The organism is Corynebacterium hylobatis, assembly GCF_003955685.1.
In the GTDB taxonomy this organism is placed as follows: domain Bacteria; phylum Actinomycetota; class Actinomycetes; order Mycobacteriales; family Mycobacteriaceae; genus Corynebacterium; species Corynebacterium hylobatis.
In genome coordinates this window covers 1-16,443 of the sequence record NZ_RXHJ01000009.1, presented here as the reverse complement: position 1 = coordinate 16,443, position 16,443 = coordinate 1, and the positions used below count along the sequence as shown (strand labels likewise).

General features: G+C 67.4%; 15 protein-coding genes. 7 read left to right on the top strand and 8 right to left on the bottom strand.

All coding sequences use genetic code 11. The features are described from left to right. Positions 1 to 14 precede the first annotated feature (14 nt). Positions 15 to 491 (top strand): hypothetical protein, encoded by a 477-nt coding sequence (locus tag EAH68_RS08755; protein WP_126120955.1) that lies wholly within the window; start codon positions 15 to 17, stop codon positions 489 to 491. Here EAH68_RS08755 and EAH68_RS08750 read toward each other — a convergent pair. The 5 genes from EAH68_RS08750 to EAH68_RS08730 all read right to left on the bottom strand — a co-directional run bounded on the left by EAH68_RS08750 (position 488) and on the right by EAH68_RS08730 (position 6,366). Further along, complete coding sequence (locus EAH68_RS08750; RefSeq protein ID WP_126120954.1) at positions 488 to 1,201, bottom strand: AAA family ATPase; 714 nt, start codon at positions 1,199 to 1,201, stop codon at positions 488 to 490. The two genes, EAH68_RS08755 and EAH68_RS08750, sit on opposite strands and share 4 nt — an antisense overlap. A 9-nt stretch (positions 1,202 to 1,210) precedes the next feature. Further along, complete coding sequence (locus EAH68_RS08745) at positions 1,211 to 1,399, bottom strand: hypothetical protein (protein ID WP_126120953.1); 189 nt, start codon at positions 1,397 to 1,399, stop codon at positions 1,211 to 1,213. Between the two features lie 59 nt (positions 1,400 to 1,458). Beyond that, entirely contained in the window at positions 1,459 to 1,785 is a 327-nt protein-coding gene (locus EAH68_RS08740) for a Cgl2226 family protein (RefSeq protein ID WP_126120952.1), read from the bottom strand. Between the two features lie 122 nt (positions 1,786 to 1,907). After that, positions 1,908 to 5,000, bottom strand: coding sequence for a bifunctional [glutamine synthetase] adenylyltransferase/[glutamine synthetase]-adenylyl-L-tyrosine phosphorylase (locus tag EAH68_RS08735; protein ID WP_126120951.1), 3,093 nt, complete (start codon positions 4,998 to 5,000; stop codon positions 1,908 to 1,910). A 28-nt stretch (positions 5,001 to 5,028) separates the two neighbouring features. Continuing rightward, positions 5,029 to 6,366 carry a glutamine synthetase family protein gene (locus EAH68_RS08730; RefSeq protein WP_126120950.1) on the bottom strand — a complete coding sequence of 446 codons (1,338 nt, stop codon included), beginning with the start codon at positions 6,364 to 6,366 and terminating at the stop codon, positions 5,029 to 5,031. 195 nt (positions 6,367 to 6,561) lie between these two features. Between EAH68_RS08730 and EAH68_RS08725 the strand changes: the two genes are divergently transcribed. Both EAH68_RS08725 and EAH68_RS08720 read left to right on the top strand, forming a co-directional pair. Further along, positions 6,562 to 7,692: a DUF2786 domain-containing protein gene (locus EAH68_RS08725; protein ID WP_164546447.1), complete on the top strand. Its 1,131-nt coding sequence runs from the start codon at positions 6,562 to 6,564 to the stop codon at positions 7,690 to 7,692. Positions 7,693 to 7,736: 44 nt separating this feature from the next. Beyond that, a complete protein-coding gene (locus EAH68_RS08720; RefSeq protein ID WP_126120948.1) occupies positions 7,737 to 9,524 on the top strand; it encodes a CYTH and CHAD domain-containing protein in 1,788 nt (595 codons plus the stop codon). A gap of 54 nt (positions 9,525 to 9,578) precedes the next feature. On the opposite strand, the gene EAH68_RS08715 is transcribed toward EAH68_RS08720, so the two are convergent. Next, a complete protein-coding gene (locus EAH68_RS08715) occupies positions 9,579 to 9,791 on the bottom strand; it encodes a hypothetical protein (RefSeq protein WP_126120947.1) in 213 nt (70 codons plus the stop codon). A 134-nt stretch (positions 9,792 to 9,925) separates the two neighbouring features. Between EAH68_RS08715 and EAH68_RS08710 the strand changes: the two genes are divergently transcribed. Together EAH68_RS08710 and EAH68_RS08705 are read left to right on the top strand one after the other, a co-directional pair. Continuing rightward, positions 9,926 to 11,209 (top strand): galactokinase family protein, encoded by a 1,284-nt coding sequence (locus tag EAH68_RS08710; protein WP_126120946.1) that lies wholly within the window; start codon positions 9,926 to 9,928, stop codon positions 11,207 to 11,209. A gap of 175 nt (positions 11,210 to 11,384) precedes the next feature. After that, positions 11,385 to 11,789, top strand: coding sequence for a four-helix bundle copper-binding protein (locus tag EAH68_RS08705; protein ID WP_126120945.1), 405 nt, complete (start codon positions 11,385 to 11,387; stop codon positions 11,787 to 11,789). A gap of 128 nt (positions 11,790 to 11,917) precedes the next feature. On the opposite strand, the gene EAH68_RS08700 is transcribed toward EAH68_RS08705, so the two are convergent. Together EAH68_RS08700 and EAH68_RS08695 are read right to left on the bottom strand one after the other, a co-directional pair. After that, positions 11,918 to 13,186 (bottom strand): MFS transporter, encoded by a 1,269-nt coding sequence (locus tag EAH68_RS08700; protein WP_126120944.1) that lies wholly within the window; start codon positions 13,184 to 13,186, stop codon positions 11,918 to 11,920. Between the two features lie 331 nt (positions 13,187 to 13,517). Further along, complete coding sequence (locus EAH68_RS08695; RefSeq protein ID WP_126120943.1) at positions 13,518 to 14,585, bottom strand: MBL fold metallo-hydrolase; 1,068 nt, start codon at positions 14,583 to 14,585, stop codon at positions 13,518 to 13,520. A gap of 264 nt (positions 14,586 to 14,849) precedes the next feature. Here EAH68_RS08695 and EAH68_RS08690 point away from each other — a divergent pair, with 264 nt between their 5' ends. Both EAH68_RS08690 and EAH68_RS08685 read left to right on the top strand, forming a co-directional pair. Further along, entirely contained in the window at positions 14,850 to 15,782 is a 933-nt protein-coding gene (locus EAH68_RS08690) for a LysR family transcriptional regulator (RefSeq protein WP_126120942.1), read from the top strand. A 274-nt stretch (positions 15,783 to 16,056) separates the two neighbouring features. After that, positions 16,057 to 16,443: iron-containing alcohol dehydrogenase (locus EAH68_RS08685; protein WP_126120941.1), on the top strand; the 387-nt coding region annotated here is incomplete at its 3' end.

Sequence of the window (16,443 nt, the reverse complement as noted above, 5' to 3'; positions counted from 1 at the left end):
TCAGGTGAGATGTCATGCAACAGCCCTACCCCGGAACACCGTTCCCGCCCCGGCCTGCCACCCCGCGCAACCGCGACCGGAAGAAGATCTTCGCCATCGTGGCCATCGTCGCCGGCCTGGCGATGTGGGTGGCCTCCGTCGAGGCGGATTCAGGCCGGCAGATCGCCTTCAACCTGATCACCTCCCTCATCCTCCTCCTGCCTGGTGTGTGGTGGTTCCTGCAGGAGAAACGGGACCGGAGAGTCGCGGCGGAATTCGACGAGAAACTCCAGCAGCACGAGTACTACTCCACGCTGCTGGGACCCACCGACCCGAACGTCGTGGCGGGCATGGGTCTGCCGGATCCTCCGAAACCGGTCAACCGCTGGTGGCCGATCATCGGCGCAGTCTGCTTCCTGTTCTTCCTCGCCGCGATCTGGGTGCAGCCGGACGACACCACAGGCACCACGGGTACTTACCAGGAGCCGACGACCCAGGACACCGGGAACTAATAATTCCGGCCGAGGATGTAGCGGATCGTCTCCTTGGGGTCGTCGAGGAATTCCCGCATGGCCAGCACGGCCTCGGCCTCCTCGAAGACGGTCTCGGAGATGCCTTCCTCGGTGATCTGGATGATCCCGGCGTTCGGGATGGCCATCATGATCGGTGAGTGGGTGGCGATGATGAACTGCCCGCCGCGGAGCACCGCCTGGTCGATCTCGGCGACCAGCGCCATCTGGCGGATCACTGACAGTCCTGATTCGGGTTCGTCGAAGACATAGAGGCCGGCGCCGCCCATCTGTTCCCCCAGGATGGACATGACGGATTCGCCGTGGGACATCTCGTGGCGTCGGCGCGCGGTGGTCGGCAGGGTGTCCATGATGGTCACGGTGTCGTAGTGGGTCTCGGCGCGCAGGAAATAACCCCGCGTGGGGATGGTCTTCCCCCGTAGCATCAGCCAACGGGAGAGGGTGGATTCGGTGCGGTGGCCCTGGCCGCGGAACTCCGGGGCGCGCAGTGGGCCGCCGGCGGCGTCGAAACCTGCGGCGACGGCGATGGCCTCGATGAGGGTGGATTTCCCGGTGCCGTTGTCGCCGACCAGCAGGGTGACGGGTGCGGTCAGGCGGAGGCGTCCGTGCTTCTCCAGGTGGCGCACCACGGGCAGATCACGGACGTAGGTGTCGTCCCGGATCGGCTCCAGCCCTACCGATTTGATGAACATGAGCCAAGTTTAATCCCCTGTCTCCTCGGCGAGCTGTGCCCCGAGGGCGATCCCCGGCGGGTCGACCCTGTCGGGTGCCAGCCCGCGGACCTGCGCGATGGAGTGGTCCAGGGAATGGGTGACCGCCACCGCGCTGAACAGCGGTAATGCGGCGAGCGCGGTGGCGGCGATGGTCTGGCGGATTCGTGTGGTGTTCATGCCCGCGAGGCTAGGGCGCGGAACTGATCATGCCGTGGCAGCAGCCTGGCAGGCCATTATCACTCGTTGCGGCGCGGCGGCTCCTGGCGGCCGGTGAGGATGTCGATGACGCTGCGGATCGCGGCGTCACCGATGGGGCCGCTGTGCGCACCCCAGTTGCCGGTGCCGAAGGGGCCGCGCGGGGGCTCCGGGCGGGTGCGCTCCTCACGCGGTGCGTCGACGACCTCGACGCGTTCGGCGGTGTTGTCGACGGTGACGATGAGGGTGGTGTCCTCGAGTTCGAGGGTGACGTCGTCGGCGACGCCGGCGGTGCGGGCGGCGTCGACAAGCGCCCGCAGGTCGGCGAAGCTGGCGTCGGAAAGGTCGATGGACAGGGAAACAGCCATGGTGTCGGCTCCTCGGGGTAGGTGTCCGGGTGGTTCAAGGCCCACAGTAGGCCCGGGCCCCCGCCCGTGTCACCACCCTTAGGGGACGCACCTGACCCCACCTGACCCTGCCCGGGCCCGGTTCAGGGCGCCATGGTGTTCTCACCCCAGAAGACCTCGTCGACCACCCGGCGCGCCTTGCGGGTCAGGCGCAGGTAGTGCTCGAGGTAGCCCTGGTAGTCCTCGGGGTTCCAGCCGGCGGCGCCGGCGACCTGCGCAAGCGCCGGTCCGGGGCCGGGCAGCTGGTCGCTGCGTTTGCCTTTGACCAGCACGAGGGCGTTGCGGGCGTTGGTGGCGAACAGCCACGCCTCGCGCAGGATGCGCACGTCCGGGGCGGGGATGATCTCCTCCTGTCCGAGGATGTCGAGGATCTCCAGGGTGGAGGTGTTGTGCAGGGCCGGGTAGTCGTGGGCGTGCATCATGGTCAGCAGCTGGACGGTCCACTCGATGTCGGTGAGGGCGCCGCGGCCGAGTTTGGTGTGGGTGTTGCGGTCGGCGCCGTAGGGCAGGCGTTCGTCGTCGATGCGCGCCTTCATGCGGCGGATCTCGCGGATCTCGCTTTCCGACGCCCCTTTCTCCGGGTAGCGGAACCTGTCGATCATCCGCAGGAAACGGGTGCCCAGTTCCTCATCGCCGGCGACGACGGTGGCGCGCAGCAGGGCCTGGATCTCCCAGACCTCACCCCATTCGCGGTAGTAGCGCGCGTAGGACTCGAGTGTGCGCACCACGGCACCCGAACGTCCCTCCGGGCGCAGGCCGAGATCGACCTCCAGCGGCGGGTCACCGGAGGGCTTGGCCAGGCGGGTGCGCATGCCGTCGACGATGCCGATGGCCCATTTCACGGCCTCATTGTCCGCCACACCTTCGGCGGGTTCACAGACGAACATGACGTCCGCGTCCGAGCCGTAGCCCAGTTCCGCCCCGCCCAGCCGGCCCATGCCGATGATCGCGATCCGCGCCGGGGGTTCGTCGAGGTTGTTCTGCTCCAGGCTCCAGCGGACCTCGGCCAGCAGGCTGGCCTGCAGCACCGCATCCCAGACCAGCGAGAGTTCCATGCACACCTGGTCGACGGGCATGAAATCGAGCAGGTCGGCCGAGGCGATCCGGGCCAGTTCCACCCGGCGCAGAGAACGCGCCACGGTGACAGCCCGGTCCGGGTCGGCGTGACGTTTGGAGGAGGCCACCAGGGCCTTGTTCACCTGATCAGGCGCCGGGTCCATCACCTTCGGCCCGACCGCCCCATCGCCGAGCTGTTTGACGAAATCGGGCGAGGAGATGATCAGGTCAGAGGTGAACGGTGAGGTACCCAGGATCCGCATCAGGCGCTGGCCGACGACACCTTCGTCGCGCAGCAGGCGCAGGAACCACACGCGGTCGTAGGCCGCGTCGGAGAGTTTGCGGTAGTTGAGCAGGCCGGCATCCGGGTCGGCGGTCTCCCCCAGCCAGGTCATCAGCGTGGGCAGGAGCATGGCCTGCAGCTTGGATTTGCGCGTGCCACCCGCGGCCAGCGCGGTGAGGTGTTCGAAGGCACGCGTCGGGTGGCGGTAGCCCAGGGCCGCGAGCTGCAGTTTCGCGGCCTGCGGGGACAGGGCGATCTCGGCGACGGAGAGGTTGACCACGGTGTGCAGCAGCGGGCGGTAGAACAACCTGGAGTGCAGATCGGCGATGAGCAGGCGGATGCGACGCAGCTGGCGCTGCAGGGCCTCGACGGCGGACTTCTTGCCGGAGGCGGAGAAGCCGGCGGTGCGTGCCAACCAGGCGAGGTTGCGGGAGTCATCGTCCGCAGGCATCGTGTGCGTGCGCCGCAGGCGGTGCAGCTGCAGGCGGTGTTCCAGCAGGCGGAGGAACTCATAGGCCTCGATGAGCTGGTGGCCGTCCTCGCGTCCGATGTAGCCGCCGTGGACCAGTGCGGCCAGGGCGTCGACCGTGGCGAGCACGCGCAGCGATTCATCGCCGCGGCCATGGACCAACTGGAGCAGCTGCACGGCGAACTCCACGTCGCGCAGCCCGCCGACACCGAGTTTGAGCTCGCGCTCGCGCATCGCCTCGGGCACGTTCTCCAGGACGCGGCGGCGCATGGCCTGCACGTCGTCGACGAAGGACTCGCGTTGCGACGCCGCCCACACCATCGGCGCCAGCGCCGCCAGGTAGTCCTGGCCGAGTGCCATGTCCCCCGTCATGGGCCGGGCCTTGAGCAGGGCCTGGAACTCCCAGGTCTCCGCCCAACGCTTGTAGTAGGCGATGTGGCTGTCCAGGGTGCGCACCAGTGCCCCGGATTTGCCCTCCGGGCGGAGATTGGCGTCGACATCGAAGAAGGCCTTCGAGCCGATGCGCATGAACTCCCCCGCCAACCGGGTGGCCTTCTGGGTGGGCGGTTCGGCGACGAAGATGACGTCCACGTCCGAGATGTAGTTGAGCTCCCCCGCCCCGCACTTTCCCATGGCCATGACGGCCAACCGCGTATCCACGCCCCTCTCCTCCCCGTAGACCCCCGCCACGGCGAGGGCGAGGGCGGCGGTGAGGGCGGCGTCGGCAAGCGCGGTGAGCAGCCCGGTCACGGTACTGAACTCGAGCACCGGCTGTTCGGCGGATGCCCCGCGGCGGGCGACGAAGGTGCCGGCCAGGTCGTGGGCGGCGATCCGCATGATCAGCGTGCGGTAGGTCAGCTTGAGGGTGGTCGCCGCCTCCGGGCCCGTCAGCCGCGCCCGGTAGGTGCCCGGGGTGCTCAGGTCGGCGGTGGCGGTGCCGATGTGCCCGGGGGCGTCCTCTATGGCGAAGTCGGCGGGCACCGCGTCGATGCAGCCCAGCATCGTCTGCAGGAGTTCCTCGGGCGTGGGCAGCCCGCCGCGCAGCTCGGTCCACAGCTGCGGGTTGGCCGCCAGGTGGTCGCCCAGGGCCGTGGAGCCACCCAGCAGGGCGAACAGGCGGGTGCGGAAGGCGGTGTCATCCCGCAGCGCCCGGTCGAGGTCGCCACGGTTGTCCTCCAGCGCCGTCATGACGCGGATGAGGGTGTTCAGCGCCAGATCCGCGTCCCCGGACCCGCTTAAGGCCCACAGCAGGTCCACGGATTCCGGGTTGTCCCAGCCCAGCCAGGCCAGGTCCTCCGCGGCACGCGGACCGGTGAGACTGAGCACGGCCGGGGACGGGACAGTCGAACGGCCAAGAGGCAGGGTCATGGGGTGGTCAGGCTCCTCAGGCGGGATCTCAGTAGTCCAGGGTGGAACGCAGCTCCCAGGGCGTGATCTGCTCCTGGTAGTTGTGCCACTCGCTCCACTTGGACCGCAGGAAGTACTCGTAGACGTGCTCGCCCAGGATATCCGCGACGAAATCAGATTTCTCCAGGGTCCGCAGCGCCTGGTCCAGGGAGGGCGGCAGATCCCGGTAACCCATGGCCAGGCGCTCGCGGCGGGTCAGGCGCGAGATGTCATCCTCGGCGGGGTCCTTGAGTTCGAGCTCCTCCCGGATGCCCTCCAGACCTGCGGCCAGCAGGACGGAGAAGGCCAGGTAGGGGTTGCAGGCCGAGTCCAGGGAGCGGACCTCCACCCGGCGCGACTCCGCCTTGGACAGCCGGTAGGTGGGCACGCGCACCAGGGCGGAACGGTTGGACACACCCCAGGTCGCGGCGGTGGGGGCCTCGTTGCCGAAGACGATGCGCTTATAGGAGTTCGGCCACTGGTTGGTCACCGCGGAGATCTCCGGGGCGCGGTGGAGGATGCCGGCGATGAAGTGCTTCGCGGTCTTGGACAGGGAGATCTCGTCGTCCGGGTCGTGAAAGGCGTTGGTGTCGCCCTCGAACAGCGAGATGTGCGAGTGCATCGCGGAGCCGGCGTGCTCGGTGAAGGGCTTGGGCATGAACGTGGCGCGCACGTCATTGGCCGCCGCGACCTGCTTGATCAGGTAGCGGAAGGTCATGATGTTGTCCGCCATCGTCAGCGCGTCGGCGTGCCGCAGATCGATCTCCTGCTGCCCCGGCGCGGTCTCGTGGTGGGAGAACTCGGTGACGATGCCCATGGCGTCCAGCGCGGTCATCGCCTCTCGACGAAAACGCGGCGCAATATTGTGCGAGGCCTGGTCGAAGTAGCCGCCGTTGTCCGTCGGCTCGATGGGCCCGCCGCCTGTGCCCTGTGTGAACAGGTAGAACTCCACCTCCGGGGAGATCATGCAGGTGAAGCCGTCGTCGGCGGCCAGCTGCACCTGGCGGCGCAGGATCTGCCGCGGATCCGACCAGGAGGGCTGGCCGTCGGGCATGGTGATGTCACAGAACATCCGCGCCGTCTGCAGCTCCGGGTTGTCCGTGTCAAAGGGCAGGATCTGGAAGGTGGAGGGATCCGGCAGCGCGATGGTGTCGGACTCGGAGATCCGCGACAGACCCTCGATGGAGGAACCGTCGAAGCCCACGCCCTCCTCGAAGGCGCCCTCGAGTTCCGAGGGGCTCATCATCACGGACTTGAGGTAACCGAGGATGTCGGTGAACCACAGCCGGATGAATCGGATGTCCCGTTCCTCGACGGCGCGCAGCACGAATTCCTGTTGACGATTCATGGGCCCAACTCTAATTGGGTGTTCCGGATGGCGGGCGGGGGTGATTTACGCTGCGTATCGCCGCTGTTCGCCAGGGCTCGCACAGGTGGACGGGGGTGGCTGTGTCGGCATGGCGTGGTGCACTGTCAGCGCACGGGGAGATCGAACAGGTTTTCCCTGTCCAGACACCGACACCGACACGAATGGAGCACGACCATGACCGCCATCATCCACCCCACCTTCCCCGCCGCCGATGAGATCGCCGACCCGGAGCAGGTCTTCCGCGAGCAGCTCGAACGCACCATCACCACCCGGCTCGTGGCGGCCGCCCGCGTCGGTTGGACACCCGACGACATCCGCCACCTCATCGGCTCCGCCGCCGACCTCTTCCTGCACGCCGCCATGCCGCAGGTGGAGGAATTCGCCCCCGCCACCGTCCGCGCCGCCTGGCTACGCCAGAGCCACGGGCCCCGCAGCGGGGAGGCCACCATCAGCGAACTGGAGACCATCAGCAGGAAACTCTCCGCCCTGCCGGACTTCCAGGACACCGACCTACTCACCGACCTGCACCTCCTCCACGACCGCGACCTCGAGGCCGCCGGTTTGAGCGCCGAGCAGCGCCGCGCCCAGCAGCGGATCACCGGCCTGCTGAAGAAGGCCGAGTCCACCACCTTCGCCGCCGAGGCCGAGACCCTGGTGGCCAAGGCCCAGCAGCTGCGCCAGCGTTACCGCATCGACCACCTCGACCTGGAGGACCCCGGCCCCGGTGAGGTGGTCAGCGTGCGGATGCGCCTGCGCGCCCCGTGGGTGCGCCAGCAGTTCCTCCTCCTCGGCCGGGTCGCCCACGCCAATTCCTGCCGCACCGTACTGGAGCGGTCTGTGGACATCGCCAGTCTCATCGGCCACCCGGACGATGTCCGCCACACCGCCGAACTGTTCGCCAGCCTCAACCACCAGCGCGACTACTTCATGCGCACCTCCCCCGGCGCCCACGAGGCCGCCCGCACCGGGCAGACCTCCGCCTACCGGCGTTCCTTCCTCTACAGCTACGCCGTGCGCATCGGCGACCTGCTTCTCGACGCCGCCGCCGACACCCCCGTCACCCCGACCGAGAAGCGTGACATCCTGCCCGTCCTGGCCTCCCGCGCGGACGCCGCCCGCGAGGCCACCGACCAGCTCTTCCGCCACACCCGCAGCATGTCCTTCCGGCACGGCCACCACGCCCGAGGTGCCGTCGACGGTGTCCGCGCGGCTGAACGTGCACACCTGGGGCCGGAGGCCACGGGCGTGGCGGATGGTGCGGAAGGCGACAGCACAAACCCGTCACGGGCGCAGTCACACCGGTAGATTGGAGGTATCAGACCCAGCGCAGATCCCGGAGGAGCCCACCCATGTCCACCCGCATTTTCCTCGAGGTAGAAGCAAAATTCGCCGTGGTCGACACCGCAGTGGTGCCGGACCTGACCCGCATCGCCGGAGTGCAGTCCATCGCCGCCACCCGCACCCACCGGATGTCCGCCATCTACTACGACACCGAGGATCTGCGCCTGACCCGCTCACACATCACCCTGCGCCGCCGCGAGGGAGGTTCCGATGACGGCTGGCACCTCAAACTCCCCGGGGACGGCGGCCGCCTGGAGATCCACGCGGACACCGGTGAACCGGTCAACGGCCTCTACCAGGTACCCGAGGATATCCTCGCCCAGGTCCGGGCCCTGATCCGCCGCGAACAGCTCAACCCCATCGCCCAGGTGGACAACGAAAGGGTGGAATCCATCCTCGCCGGCGCGGACGGCAGCCCCCTGGCGGAGTTCTGCGACGACCACGTCTCCGCGTGGTCCCTGCTGCCGGGTGGGACGCACACCTCCTGGCGCGAATGGGAAATGGAGCTGGCCGGAGAGACCGCCAGCACCGAGACCGGGGCCGGGCTCATCCACTCCGCCACCCAGCTCTTCCTCCATGCCGGAGCACGCGTGTCCTCCTCCCCCGCCAAGCTGGTCATGGCGCTGGGCGACTCCGTCCACCAGGCTTCCCTGCCGCCCTTCCTCACCGACGCCGACATCGACCCGGACTCCCCCGCCGCGGCCGTCATCGCCGCCCTCAAGCTCAACCGGGACAAACTGCTGGAATACGACCCGAAGGTACGCCGCGACGAGTGGGACTCCATCCACCAGATGCGGGTGGCCACCCGGGAGCTGCGCAGCCACATGGAGACCTTCAACGGCATCCTCGGCGGCGAGGAACTCGAACACATCGAGGCCGAGCTGAAGCTGCTGGCCGGCATGCTCGGCCATGCCCGCGACGCGGAGGTCGTCGAGGAACGCTTCCTACGCCTGCTCGACTCGGAGGACTCAGATGTCCTCGACGAGACCACCCGTGAGCACCTGCGCCACGACATGGGTGAGGAGTACCGCCGTGCCCACCGCCGCGCGGTACTCACCCTCGATTCCGACCGCTACCTCGACCTGCTCGATGCCATCGACAGCCTGCTGGCTGACCCGCCGGTCGTCGGCGCGCACGCCACCGCCGCGGCGGTGGTGCAGGAATCGGCTGCCGCTCCGGAGGAGACCGCCGACCCGGAGGTCCTCGCCGAGGTCGAGGAGGCTGCCCCTCAGGCCCAGTCCGCGGATGAGGTCGAGGCGATCCTCTCCCAGCACCTGGAGTCGGCGTACAAGAAGCTGATGAAACGCCACCGCAAGGCCGTGGAGAACCGGGACAACCCCGAGCTCACGCTGCACGATCGGGAGGACTACTTCCATGACATGCGTAAGTCCGCGAAGAAACTGCGCTACGCCGCGGAGGCGGTCGGTGCGGCGACCTCACTGAAGACGAAGCACCTGTACAACGCGTGCAAGCAGATGCAGTCCAGCCTGGGGGATTTTCAGGATGCGGTCACCTCCCGCGACAGGCTCGTCCACATGGCGCAGGCCGCCCAGCGCCGCGGGGAGGGCACCTTCGGTTACGGCCTGCTCTACCAGCGCGAACGCTTCGCCGGCCTGAAGTCGTTGGAGGAGTACGCCGACGAGGTCAAGTCGATCCGCTCGGCCTATAAGCAGCTGCGTAAATCCGTGGAGGAGGCCGCCGAGGAGAAGGCGAAGCAGGAGGAGAAGCGCCGGAAGAAGGAGGCCAAGAAGCAGGAGAAGGCCGAGACGAAGGCCCAGGAGGCGAAGGACAACTGACAACGACCCCGCCCCCTGGCAGATCCAGGTGGCGGGGTCGTTTCACGTGCCGGGCTACTTCTCCCAGGCGGGGGGCTTGCCCCAGTCGTCCTCGGCAGCGTCCTCCGCATCGGCGGCGGCTCTACGGGCGGCGGCGATCTCCAGGGCGGCGGCCGCCTCCTCACGGGTGTCGTAGGGTCCCATGCGGTCCTCCCAGGCACCCTCCTTGCCCTGGGTGACCTCGTGGGTCTTCGGGTCGAAGTACCATTTCTCGTCTTCCGGGGTCATGCTCTCCTCCTTCGTTTTCATGGTTCGGGGCCACGGCGGGGTTGTCCGTTTTATGGCCCCCAGGCTACCCGTGGTCGGGGCCACACGGCGGGGACTACTGTGGGAATCACAAGAGTGTAAGGAGAACAACCACCATGCCGATGTGGCCCGCCCCCGAGCTTTCCACCACCGACCGCGCGATCAGCGCTCACCGGGAGAAGGTTGGCACAGAACCCCTCCATGTGGCCCACGCCCCGGCCACGTGGCTGCTCATCGGTGAGCACGTCGACCATTCCGGTGGCGTGGTGCTGGCCACCCTGACGGACTTGGAGGTCGCGGTCGCGCTCTCCCCGCGCAGCGACGACCTGCTCAAGGTCACCATCCACGAGACCACCCCACACGGTGTGAAGATCATCGAGGACCAGATCAGCTCCGGGGTGGTCGCTGAGCGTGCCGCCGCACAGCAGCCGACCATCGACGAACGTGGCCGCCCCGTCGAACCACCCACCCCGGAAGGTGGCCTGGCCGCTCGGCTGGGCGGGATCGTGTGGACGATGATCCAGCGCCAGCTGCTCTCCCGCGACACCGCGGGCCTGGACGTCACCGTGGTCACCGACATCCCCGATGGCGTCGGTCTCGGCGACGAGGCCGCCTTAGAGTCGGCCTTCGTGCTCGCCCTGCTTGGCGACGCCCCCGACCTCGACGACTCCCCCGTGCGCACCCGCCTCGCCGACGTCTGCCACCAGGCCGCCGAGATGTTCTCCCCCGCCCCGCCGCTGCGCGCCCGCCACACCGTTGCTCTGCGCGGGGCCGGTGACTCCGTCTCCGTCATCGACTACGCCGACGGCTCCGTCACGCAGGCACCCCACCCGCAGTCCGCTGACCTGAAGTTCTTCGCCATCACGGTGGAGCACGCCTACACGGACCGCTCCGCTGAGATCCGCCGCCGCCAGCGTTTCGTCGCCGACGCTTGCCGCGCCTTCGGCACCGATTCTCTGCGTCTGCTTCCCGACGCCCGCCAGCGCGTCGTCGAATGGCTGACGGCCGTACACCAGGTCCACGGCACCGACGACACTCCGTCGGTGGGTGAGGCCGCCGCCTGGCTCGCCTTCGAGGAGAAGGAGACCGAACGCGCCCAGCAGCTGGCCCGCGCCCTGCGGGCCCGGCGCAGTGAGGACATCTGGCCTCTGCTCGCCCAGTCCCAGTCCGGCCTGACCGGCCCCTACGGTCTGCTCGGTTCCGAGGCCATGGTCCAGCTCTGCCTCGTCCGCGGTGCGCTGGGTGCCCGGGCCGCCTCCGCCGGCAACATCGAGGGTGTCATCGCCGGGGTCAGCTCCCGCCGTGCCCCCAACTTCGCCCGGGACATGGCCGACGACGGTCTCGTAGTTGTGCCGCTGGGCCGGGGACGCGTGGCCGGGGTGCTTCCCGCGGAAGGTTAAGGCTTTCCGCCAAGCTGTATGGCGTTACTGCGATCTCCTGCCTATCCACGGCCATGCTCGTCACCAGCAGTGTCTAAAGATTCGGTGAAGATCCGTCTTGCGGGAAGCATGCCCGGTCGAGGGTGGCTAGCCTCGGGGACATACGCCCGATCAATGCGATCAAGGAGGATCTCCGATGACCACCCGTGCGATGATCACAACCCACCCCAACCCCACCGGTGACCTGGACGTCGATAAGCTCGCCGAGGCCATCGACGCCGCGCTGGCCTGCGCTCAGACCTGCACCGCCTGCGCTGATGCCTGCCTGGCCGAGGAGATGGTCGCGGAGCTGCGCAACTGCATCCGCACCGACCTGGACTGCGCCGACATCTGCGCGACCACCGCCGCGGTGCTCAGCCGACTCACCGGCAGCAACCTGGCCGTGGTCAAGGCCCAGCTCGAGGCCTGCCGCATCGCGTGTGCCACCTGCGCCGAAGACTGCGAAAGCCATGCCGAGATGCACGAACACTGCCGCATCTGCGCCGAGGCATGTCGCCGCTGTGAGCAGGCCTGCGCTGACCTGCTGACTGTCATTGGCTGAGGCAGCGGCCGTCCCACCACGGGATCAGGTCCGGTTCTCCTCGCCGGGGAGATACAGAAGCAGAATGGCGACCCGGTCTGACGGGCTCACTGCCCGTCGGGGGTCGCCATCTGTGTCATGCCATTACTCTAGGCTGATTCGCGGATCTTCCGGGGGATGAGGAGCATGCTGACCAGACCCAGGAAAGCCGCTCCGGCGAAGAGATAGAAGCCCCAGGGGTAGGCCAGGTTGGCGGTGACGAGGATTCCCGCGCCCAGAGGGCCGACGATGGCGCCGAGTCGGCCGATTGAGTTACCCAATCCCATTGCTGTTCCGCGTGCGTTTCCCTCGTACACCTTGGAGATGAACGCGTACACCATCACCTGGGCGGAGAAGACGAACACGCCGGCAAAGAAGATCAGGGCACCCAGCAGAAATACGCTGTTGATCCTGGCGGACAGCAGTACCAGCAGAGTGGCCGCCATCAGGAACCAGAGGGTGGAGATGGCGGAGGGCTTCCACTTGTCGCCGATCCAGCCGGCGAAGACCAGGCCGACGATGGCACCGAGGTTGAGAACGAAAAGCTGGATGATGGAGTCGGTGACGGCGTATCCGGCCTTGCTCATGATCTGCGGGAGCCAGGTATTGAGACCGAATACGATGATCAGCCCCATGAAGCAGGCAATCCACGTGGCCAGGGTGGTCCTGGTCCAGGAGCGGTCCCGGAAGAGCTCGGAGACTCCGCTGTCGGCCCGTTTCTGTTGGGAAGCAGCATGTGCATTGGCCAGGAAGTAGACCGGTGACTCGGGGAGTTTAAGGATGAGGACAGGGACCAGCAGGAGACCGAAGAGACCGCCGATGGCGAACGGGGCCTGCCAGTAGGGCAGGAACCACAGGGTGAGCAGCGTGGTCAGGACGGCACCGACGTGGTAGCCGGTCATGGTGATGGTGGTGACCCGGGCGGTGCGGTTGGCCCGGTTGATCTCTCCCATGTAGGCCAGGCAGGTGGGCACCACGGCGCCCAGCCCCAGGCCGGCGATCATCCGCAGGGCCGCGAAAACCGCGACATTGGGTGCGAACGGCAGCAGGAGCGTCAGGACGCTGAAGAGGGCGACGCAACCGATGATGACTTTCCGTCGGCCGAATCGGGAGGTGAGGAACCCCACCCCTGCGGCGCCGACAGCAGCACCGACATAGGTGAGGGAGGACGCCCAGGTGGCGCCTGAGTTGGTGAAACCGATGGCGCCGGTTCCGGTCAGGGTCGGAATCGCCGCCCCCAACACAACCAGGTCGAAGCCGTCCAGCATGACCACGACCCAGCACAGGGCCATGGGCCAGACAAGTGACTTAGGGGGTTGCGGCGTCGCGGAAGCCGTGGTCTGTCCGCTCTTGTCGCGGACTGAAGGTAGAGCCGTCATAATATTTTCCTTCGTGAGCTGGGTTCCCACTACGTGTGAGGACCCGAGGCGGGCAACAGTCGGCTGAGCTCGGAGGAACCCGCTGCCCGAGGGGAGGCGATCCGGACACCAGAATGCTGGATACCCGGTGGTTACCACCTGCGAATCGGGAGGGGCGAGAGGATTCCTGGGGAAATAGGCCCCCGGTCAGGGGGGAATAGTGGACACGGGTGACGCTTGTGACGTCGGAGAGGTCCGTGCCCGGGAGGTGGGTCCGGGGTGCAGAAGAGGCCGGACCGGCCGGCGGCGACACGCGCCAGGCGAGACTGGGGGCCACCGCGGCGTCAGAGGGTCACAGCATCGAGTAGGCAGCCGGAGCTGACGGAAGGACCTGCGGGGAAGCGCCGTTACCGAAGTAGATCTTCTCCCCGTCGTCCGGGATGAGAACTCCGGCGGGGAAGTGCTTTTCCGCTGCCGCGGTGATGTGGTCGCCGATGGTGCCGGGGACGAGGTGGTGCAGCGCCAGTTTCTTGGCGCCGGCCCGGGCCGCGATCTTCGCCGCGTCCTCCGGGGTGGTGTGTGCCTGGCGGTGGTGCTGCATGGAGGCGTCCAGGCTCTCCCCGCCGGGGTTGTTCTTGTACATCTCCATCATGCCGTCCAGATCGATCGCCTCGTGGAGGAGGAGATCAGTGCCCTCCGCCAGGCGGACCAGGTTCTCGCAGGGGGCGGTGTCACCGGAGATGGTCACCGACCCTGAGTCGGTGTCGAAGCGGAAACCGAAGGCCGGGGCGAGCGGGGGGTGCTCCACCAGCGTGGCGGTGACGCGCACCCGATCATCCTCGAAGACGGTGAACGGTTCCATGCCGGCGGGTGAGACGTTGGTGTTGGGGTGATAGCCGGTGCCGGCGGGAATTTCGATGTCATGCGGCTCCCAGAGGGAGTAGGGGCTGGGCATGAGCAGGTCGTACATGCGGTCGGTGACGTCGGTGGAGTGGGACTGCAGCAGCAGAGAGACCATGTCCACGGTCCCGGCTGTGGGGAGGTCGTTGAAAATAGGGGTCACCTCCCCTTCCGCCACCGGGCTGAGGAGGGGAAGCATGCCGCGGTCGCCGGGTCCGTAGATGGGGAGCGGTTTGGTGCGATTGTCCGTCATCATCCAACCGAAGAGCATGAACCCGATCAGATCAACCGTGTGGTCGGAGTGGAGGTGGGTGATGAAGGTGGCCTCCACGTCGTCGATGTTGAGGCCGGACTTCTGGAACTGGGTGGCTGCGCCACGCCCGAAATCCACGATGTAGGACTTGCCTTCCACGACCACCGCGGTGGAGATGCCGGCGCGGACAACCCCGGTGGGGGTGGCGCCCCACCAACGGGGACCGCCGGCGGTACCGAGCGTGAGGACATGCGGCTGTTCGTACATGGGAAACTCCTTCTCCTGAGGGGTGAGGGGGACCTGTCGGTTGGTCGGTGAGGTTCTTGTTCTGCTGACCTTCGGGGGCGGGAGGGGATCAGGATTCTCCTCTGCCCGGACGGCGTCGATACGGGTGCAGTCAGGCCGCACAGTGCTCTGCCCCACTCCCCGACCGGCGAGGTGATGTGGCTCATACTGTGGTGGGACTCACGGTAAGTCGCGTACCAAACATTGGCAAATACTAAATCTCTCTCCCTTACATAGAGTGGGTCTATGGACAGTCGACAACTTCAGCATTTCCGCGCCATCGTGGAGCACGGCAGCTTCACTGCAGCAGCGGAAGCGCTGCTCATGGCCCAGCCCTCCCTCTCCACCGCAGTGAAGAACCTGGAGAAGGAACTCGGGGCCCAGCTGCTGATCCGGACCCGGTCCGGAGTGGTGCTCACCGAATCCGGACAGGAGGTCTACCGCCTGGCAGTGCAGGTCCTGGACCAGATGGAGTACGCCGCGGCCCGCGTGCGGGGATTCTCCGCCGGCGACGTGGGGCGCGTGGTGATGAACGTGGCCCCCACCTTCAACTGGGAGTTCCTCCCCCAGCTCGTGCGGCAGCTCAAGGCCGAGTCGCCGGGAGTGGACTTCATCCTGGAGGACCCGGACCCCGCCACGACGCTGACGCACATCCGGGAGGGGCAGGCGGATATCGGCATCCTGCCCACGGATGGCGTGGAAGCCCTCCGGGCCATCAATCCCGACCTCAGCTTCGAGGTCGTGTCCCGCGTGGACCTCATGCTGGCCCTCCCCCTCGATGAGACGCGGCCAGGGGATGAGGGGGAGATTCAGTTTGCGGAGGTGGCCCACCTGGACTGGTTCATACCTCGGATTCGGCAGGGGATTCCCGGCCTGCCCGAAATGCTCGAGGCGCACTGGCGCCACCATCCCGAAACCCGACCGAAACGCATTCACCACGTGGCCACGATCCAGACCGCGCTGCCGCTGGTCGCGGGCGGGGCCGGCGTCACGCTGGCCCCCCGCTCCCTGGGCAACCTGACCCACGGCATGCTCTCCTACCGGGGAATCAAAGACGAGTTCCCGCCCTTGACCCTGGTCGCCGTATGGCATCCGGGCAGGTACCAGACCCCGGTGGTCACGCGGGTACTCAAGAAGATCCTCACCACCACGACCCCCACCGCCCAACCCCCGGAGTAGAGGGGCCGGAACAGGGGCCCGAGACCCCGAGCGGCGCATTTGAACACCCACCACCCCGGGCCAGACCCCGGGCAGCCCGGAGGAAATCGCCAGTTCCTCCCACCATGCCAGGAGGTATAGATTAAAACTATGCTTCCGCAAGATAATTAGTATTTGAGCTATACCACCCCTCCCCCTAGGCTCAATCACGTCAGCAGCTGTGGTGCACAACACAGCTATCCGTGATCTAGACGCACCTCACCCTGGCGGGCCGGGGCGCGGAAAGGACGAGGGAATGGGCACCTTGAGATTCACCCACGACACTCTCCCGCAACGAGTGGTTTTCAGTACCGGCCAAGCGGTCAATGCCGTCGTGGACGAAGTCACCCGGCTGGGCGCCGGTAAGCCGATGATCATCTCCGCCGAGGGCACCCACCACGTGGCGGAGAAGCTGGCTGCGGTACTGCCCCCGGTCCAGCACTGGCGCGACACCATCCAGCACGTCCCCCGCTCGGTGGCCGACGCCGCCACCGCCGCGGCCCGGGCCGACGAAGCCGACGTGCTCATCAGCATCGGTGGTGGTTCCGCCACCGGCCTGGCGAAGGCCGTGGCCCTGGACACCTCCCTGCCGATCATCGCGGTACCGACCACCTACGCCGCCTCCGAGGCCACCCCGGTCTGG

Bases quoted from the DNA above. Each gene is read 5' to 3' on its own strand.
- EAH68_RS08755 (WP_126120955.1), top strand. From the start codon at position 15: ATGCAACAGCCCTACCCCGGAACACCGTTCCCGCCCCGGCCTGCCACC.
- EAH68_RS08750 (WP_126120954.1), bottom strand. From the start codon at position 1,201: ATGTTCATCAAATCGGTAGGGCTGGAGCCGATCCGGGACGACACCTAC.
- EAH68_RS08745 (WP_126120953.1), bottom strand. From the start codon at position 1,399: ATGAACACCACACGAATCCGCCAGACCATCGCCGCCACCGCGCTCGCC.
- EAH68_RS08740 (WP_126120952.1), bottom strand. From the start codon at position 1,785: ATGGCTGTTTCCCTGTCCATCGACCTTTCCGACGCCAGCTTCGCCGAC.
- EAH68_RS08735 (WP_126120951.1), bottom strand. From the start codon at position 5,000: ATGACCCTGCCTCTTGGCCGTTCGACTGTCCCGTCCCCGGCCGTGCTC.
- EAH68_RS08730 (WP_126120950.1), bottom strand. From the start codon at position 6,366: ATGAATCGTCAACAGGAATTCGTGCTGCGCGCCGTCGAGGAACGGGAC.
- EAH68_RS08725 (WP_164546447.1), top strand. From the start codon at position 6,562: ATGACCGCCATCATCCACCCCACCTTCCCCGCCGCCGATGAGATCGCC.
- EAH68_RS08720 (WP_126120948.1), top strand. From the start codon at position 7,737: ATGTCCACCCGCATTTTCCTCGAGGTAGAAGCAAAATTCGCCGTGGTC.
- EAH68_RS08715 (WP_126120947.1), bottom strand. From the start codon at position 9,791: ATGACCCCGGAAGACGAGAAATGGTACTTCGACCCGAAGACCCACGAG.
- EAH68_RS08710 (WP_126120946.1), top strand. From the start codon at position 9,926: ATGCCGATGTGGCCCGCCCCCGAGCTTTCCACCACCGACCGCGCGATC.
- EAH68_RS08705 (WP_126120945.1), top strand. From the start codon at position 11,385: ATGACCACCCGTGCGATGATCACAACCCACCCCAACCCCACCGGTGAC.
- EAH68_RS08700 (WP_126120944.1), bottom strand. From the start codon at position 13,186: ATGACGGCTCTACCTTCAGTCCGCGACAAGAGCGGACAGACCACGGCT.
- EAH68_RS08695 (WP_126120943.1), bottom strand. From the start codon at position 14,585: ATGTACGAACAGCCGCATGTCCTCACGCTCGGTACCGCCGGCGGTCCC.
- EAH68_RS08690 (WP_126120942.1), top strand. From the start codon at position 14,850: ATGGACAGTCGACAACTTCAGCATTTCCGCGCCATCGTGGAGCACGGC.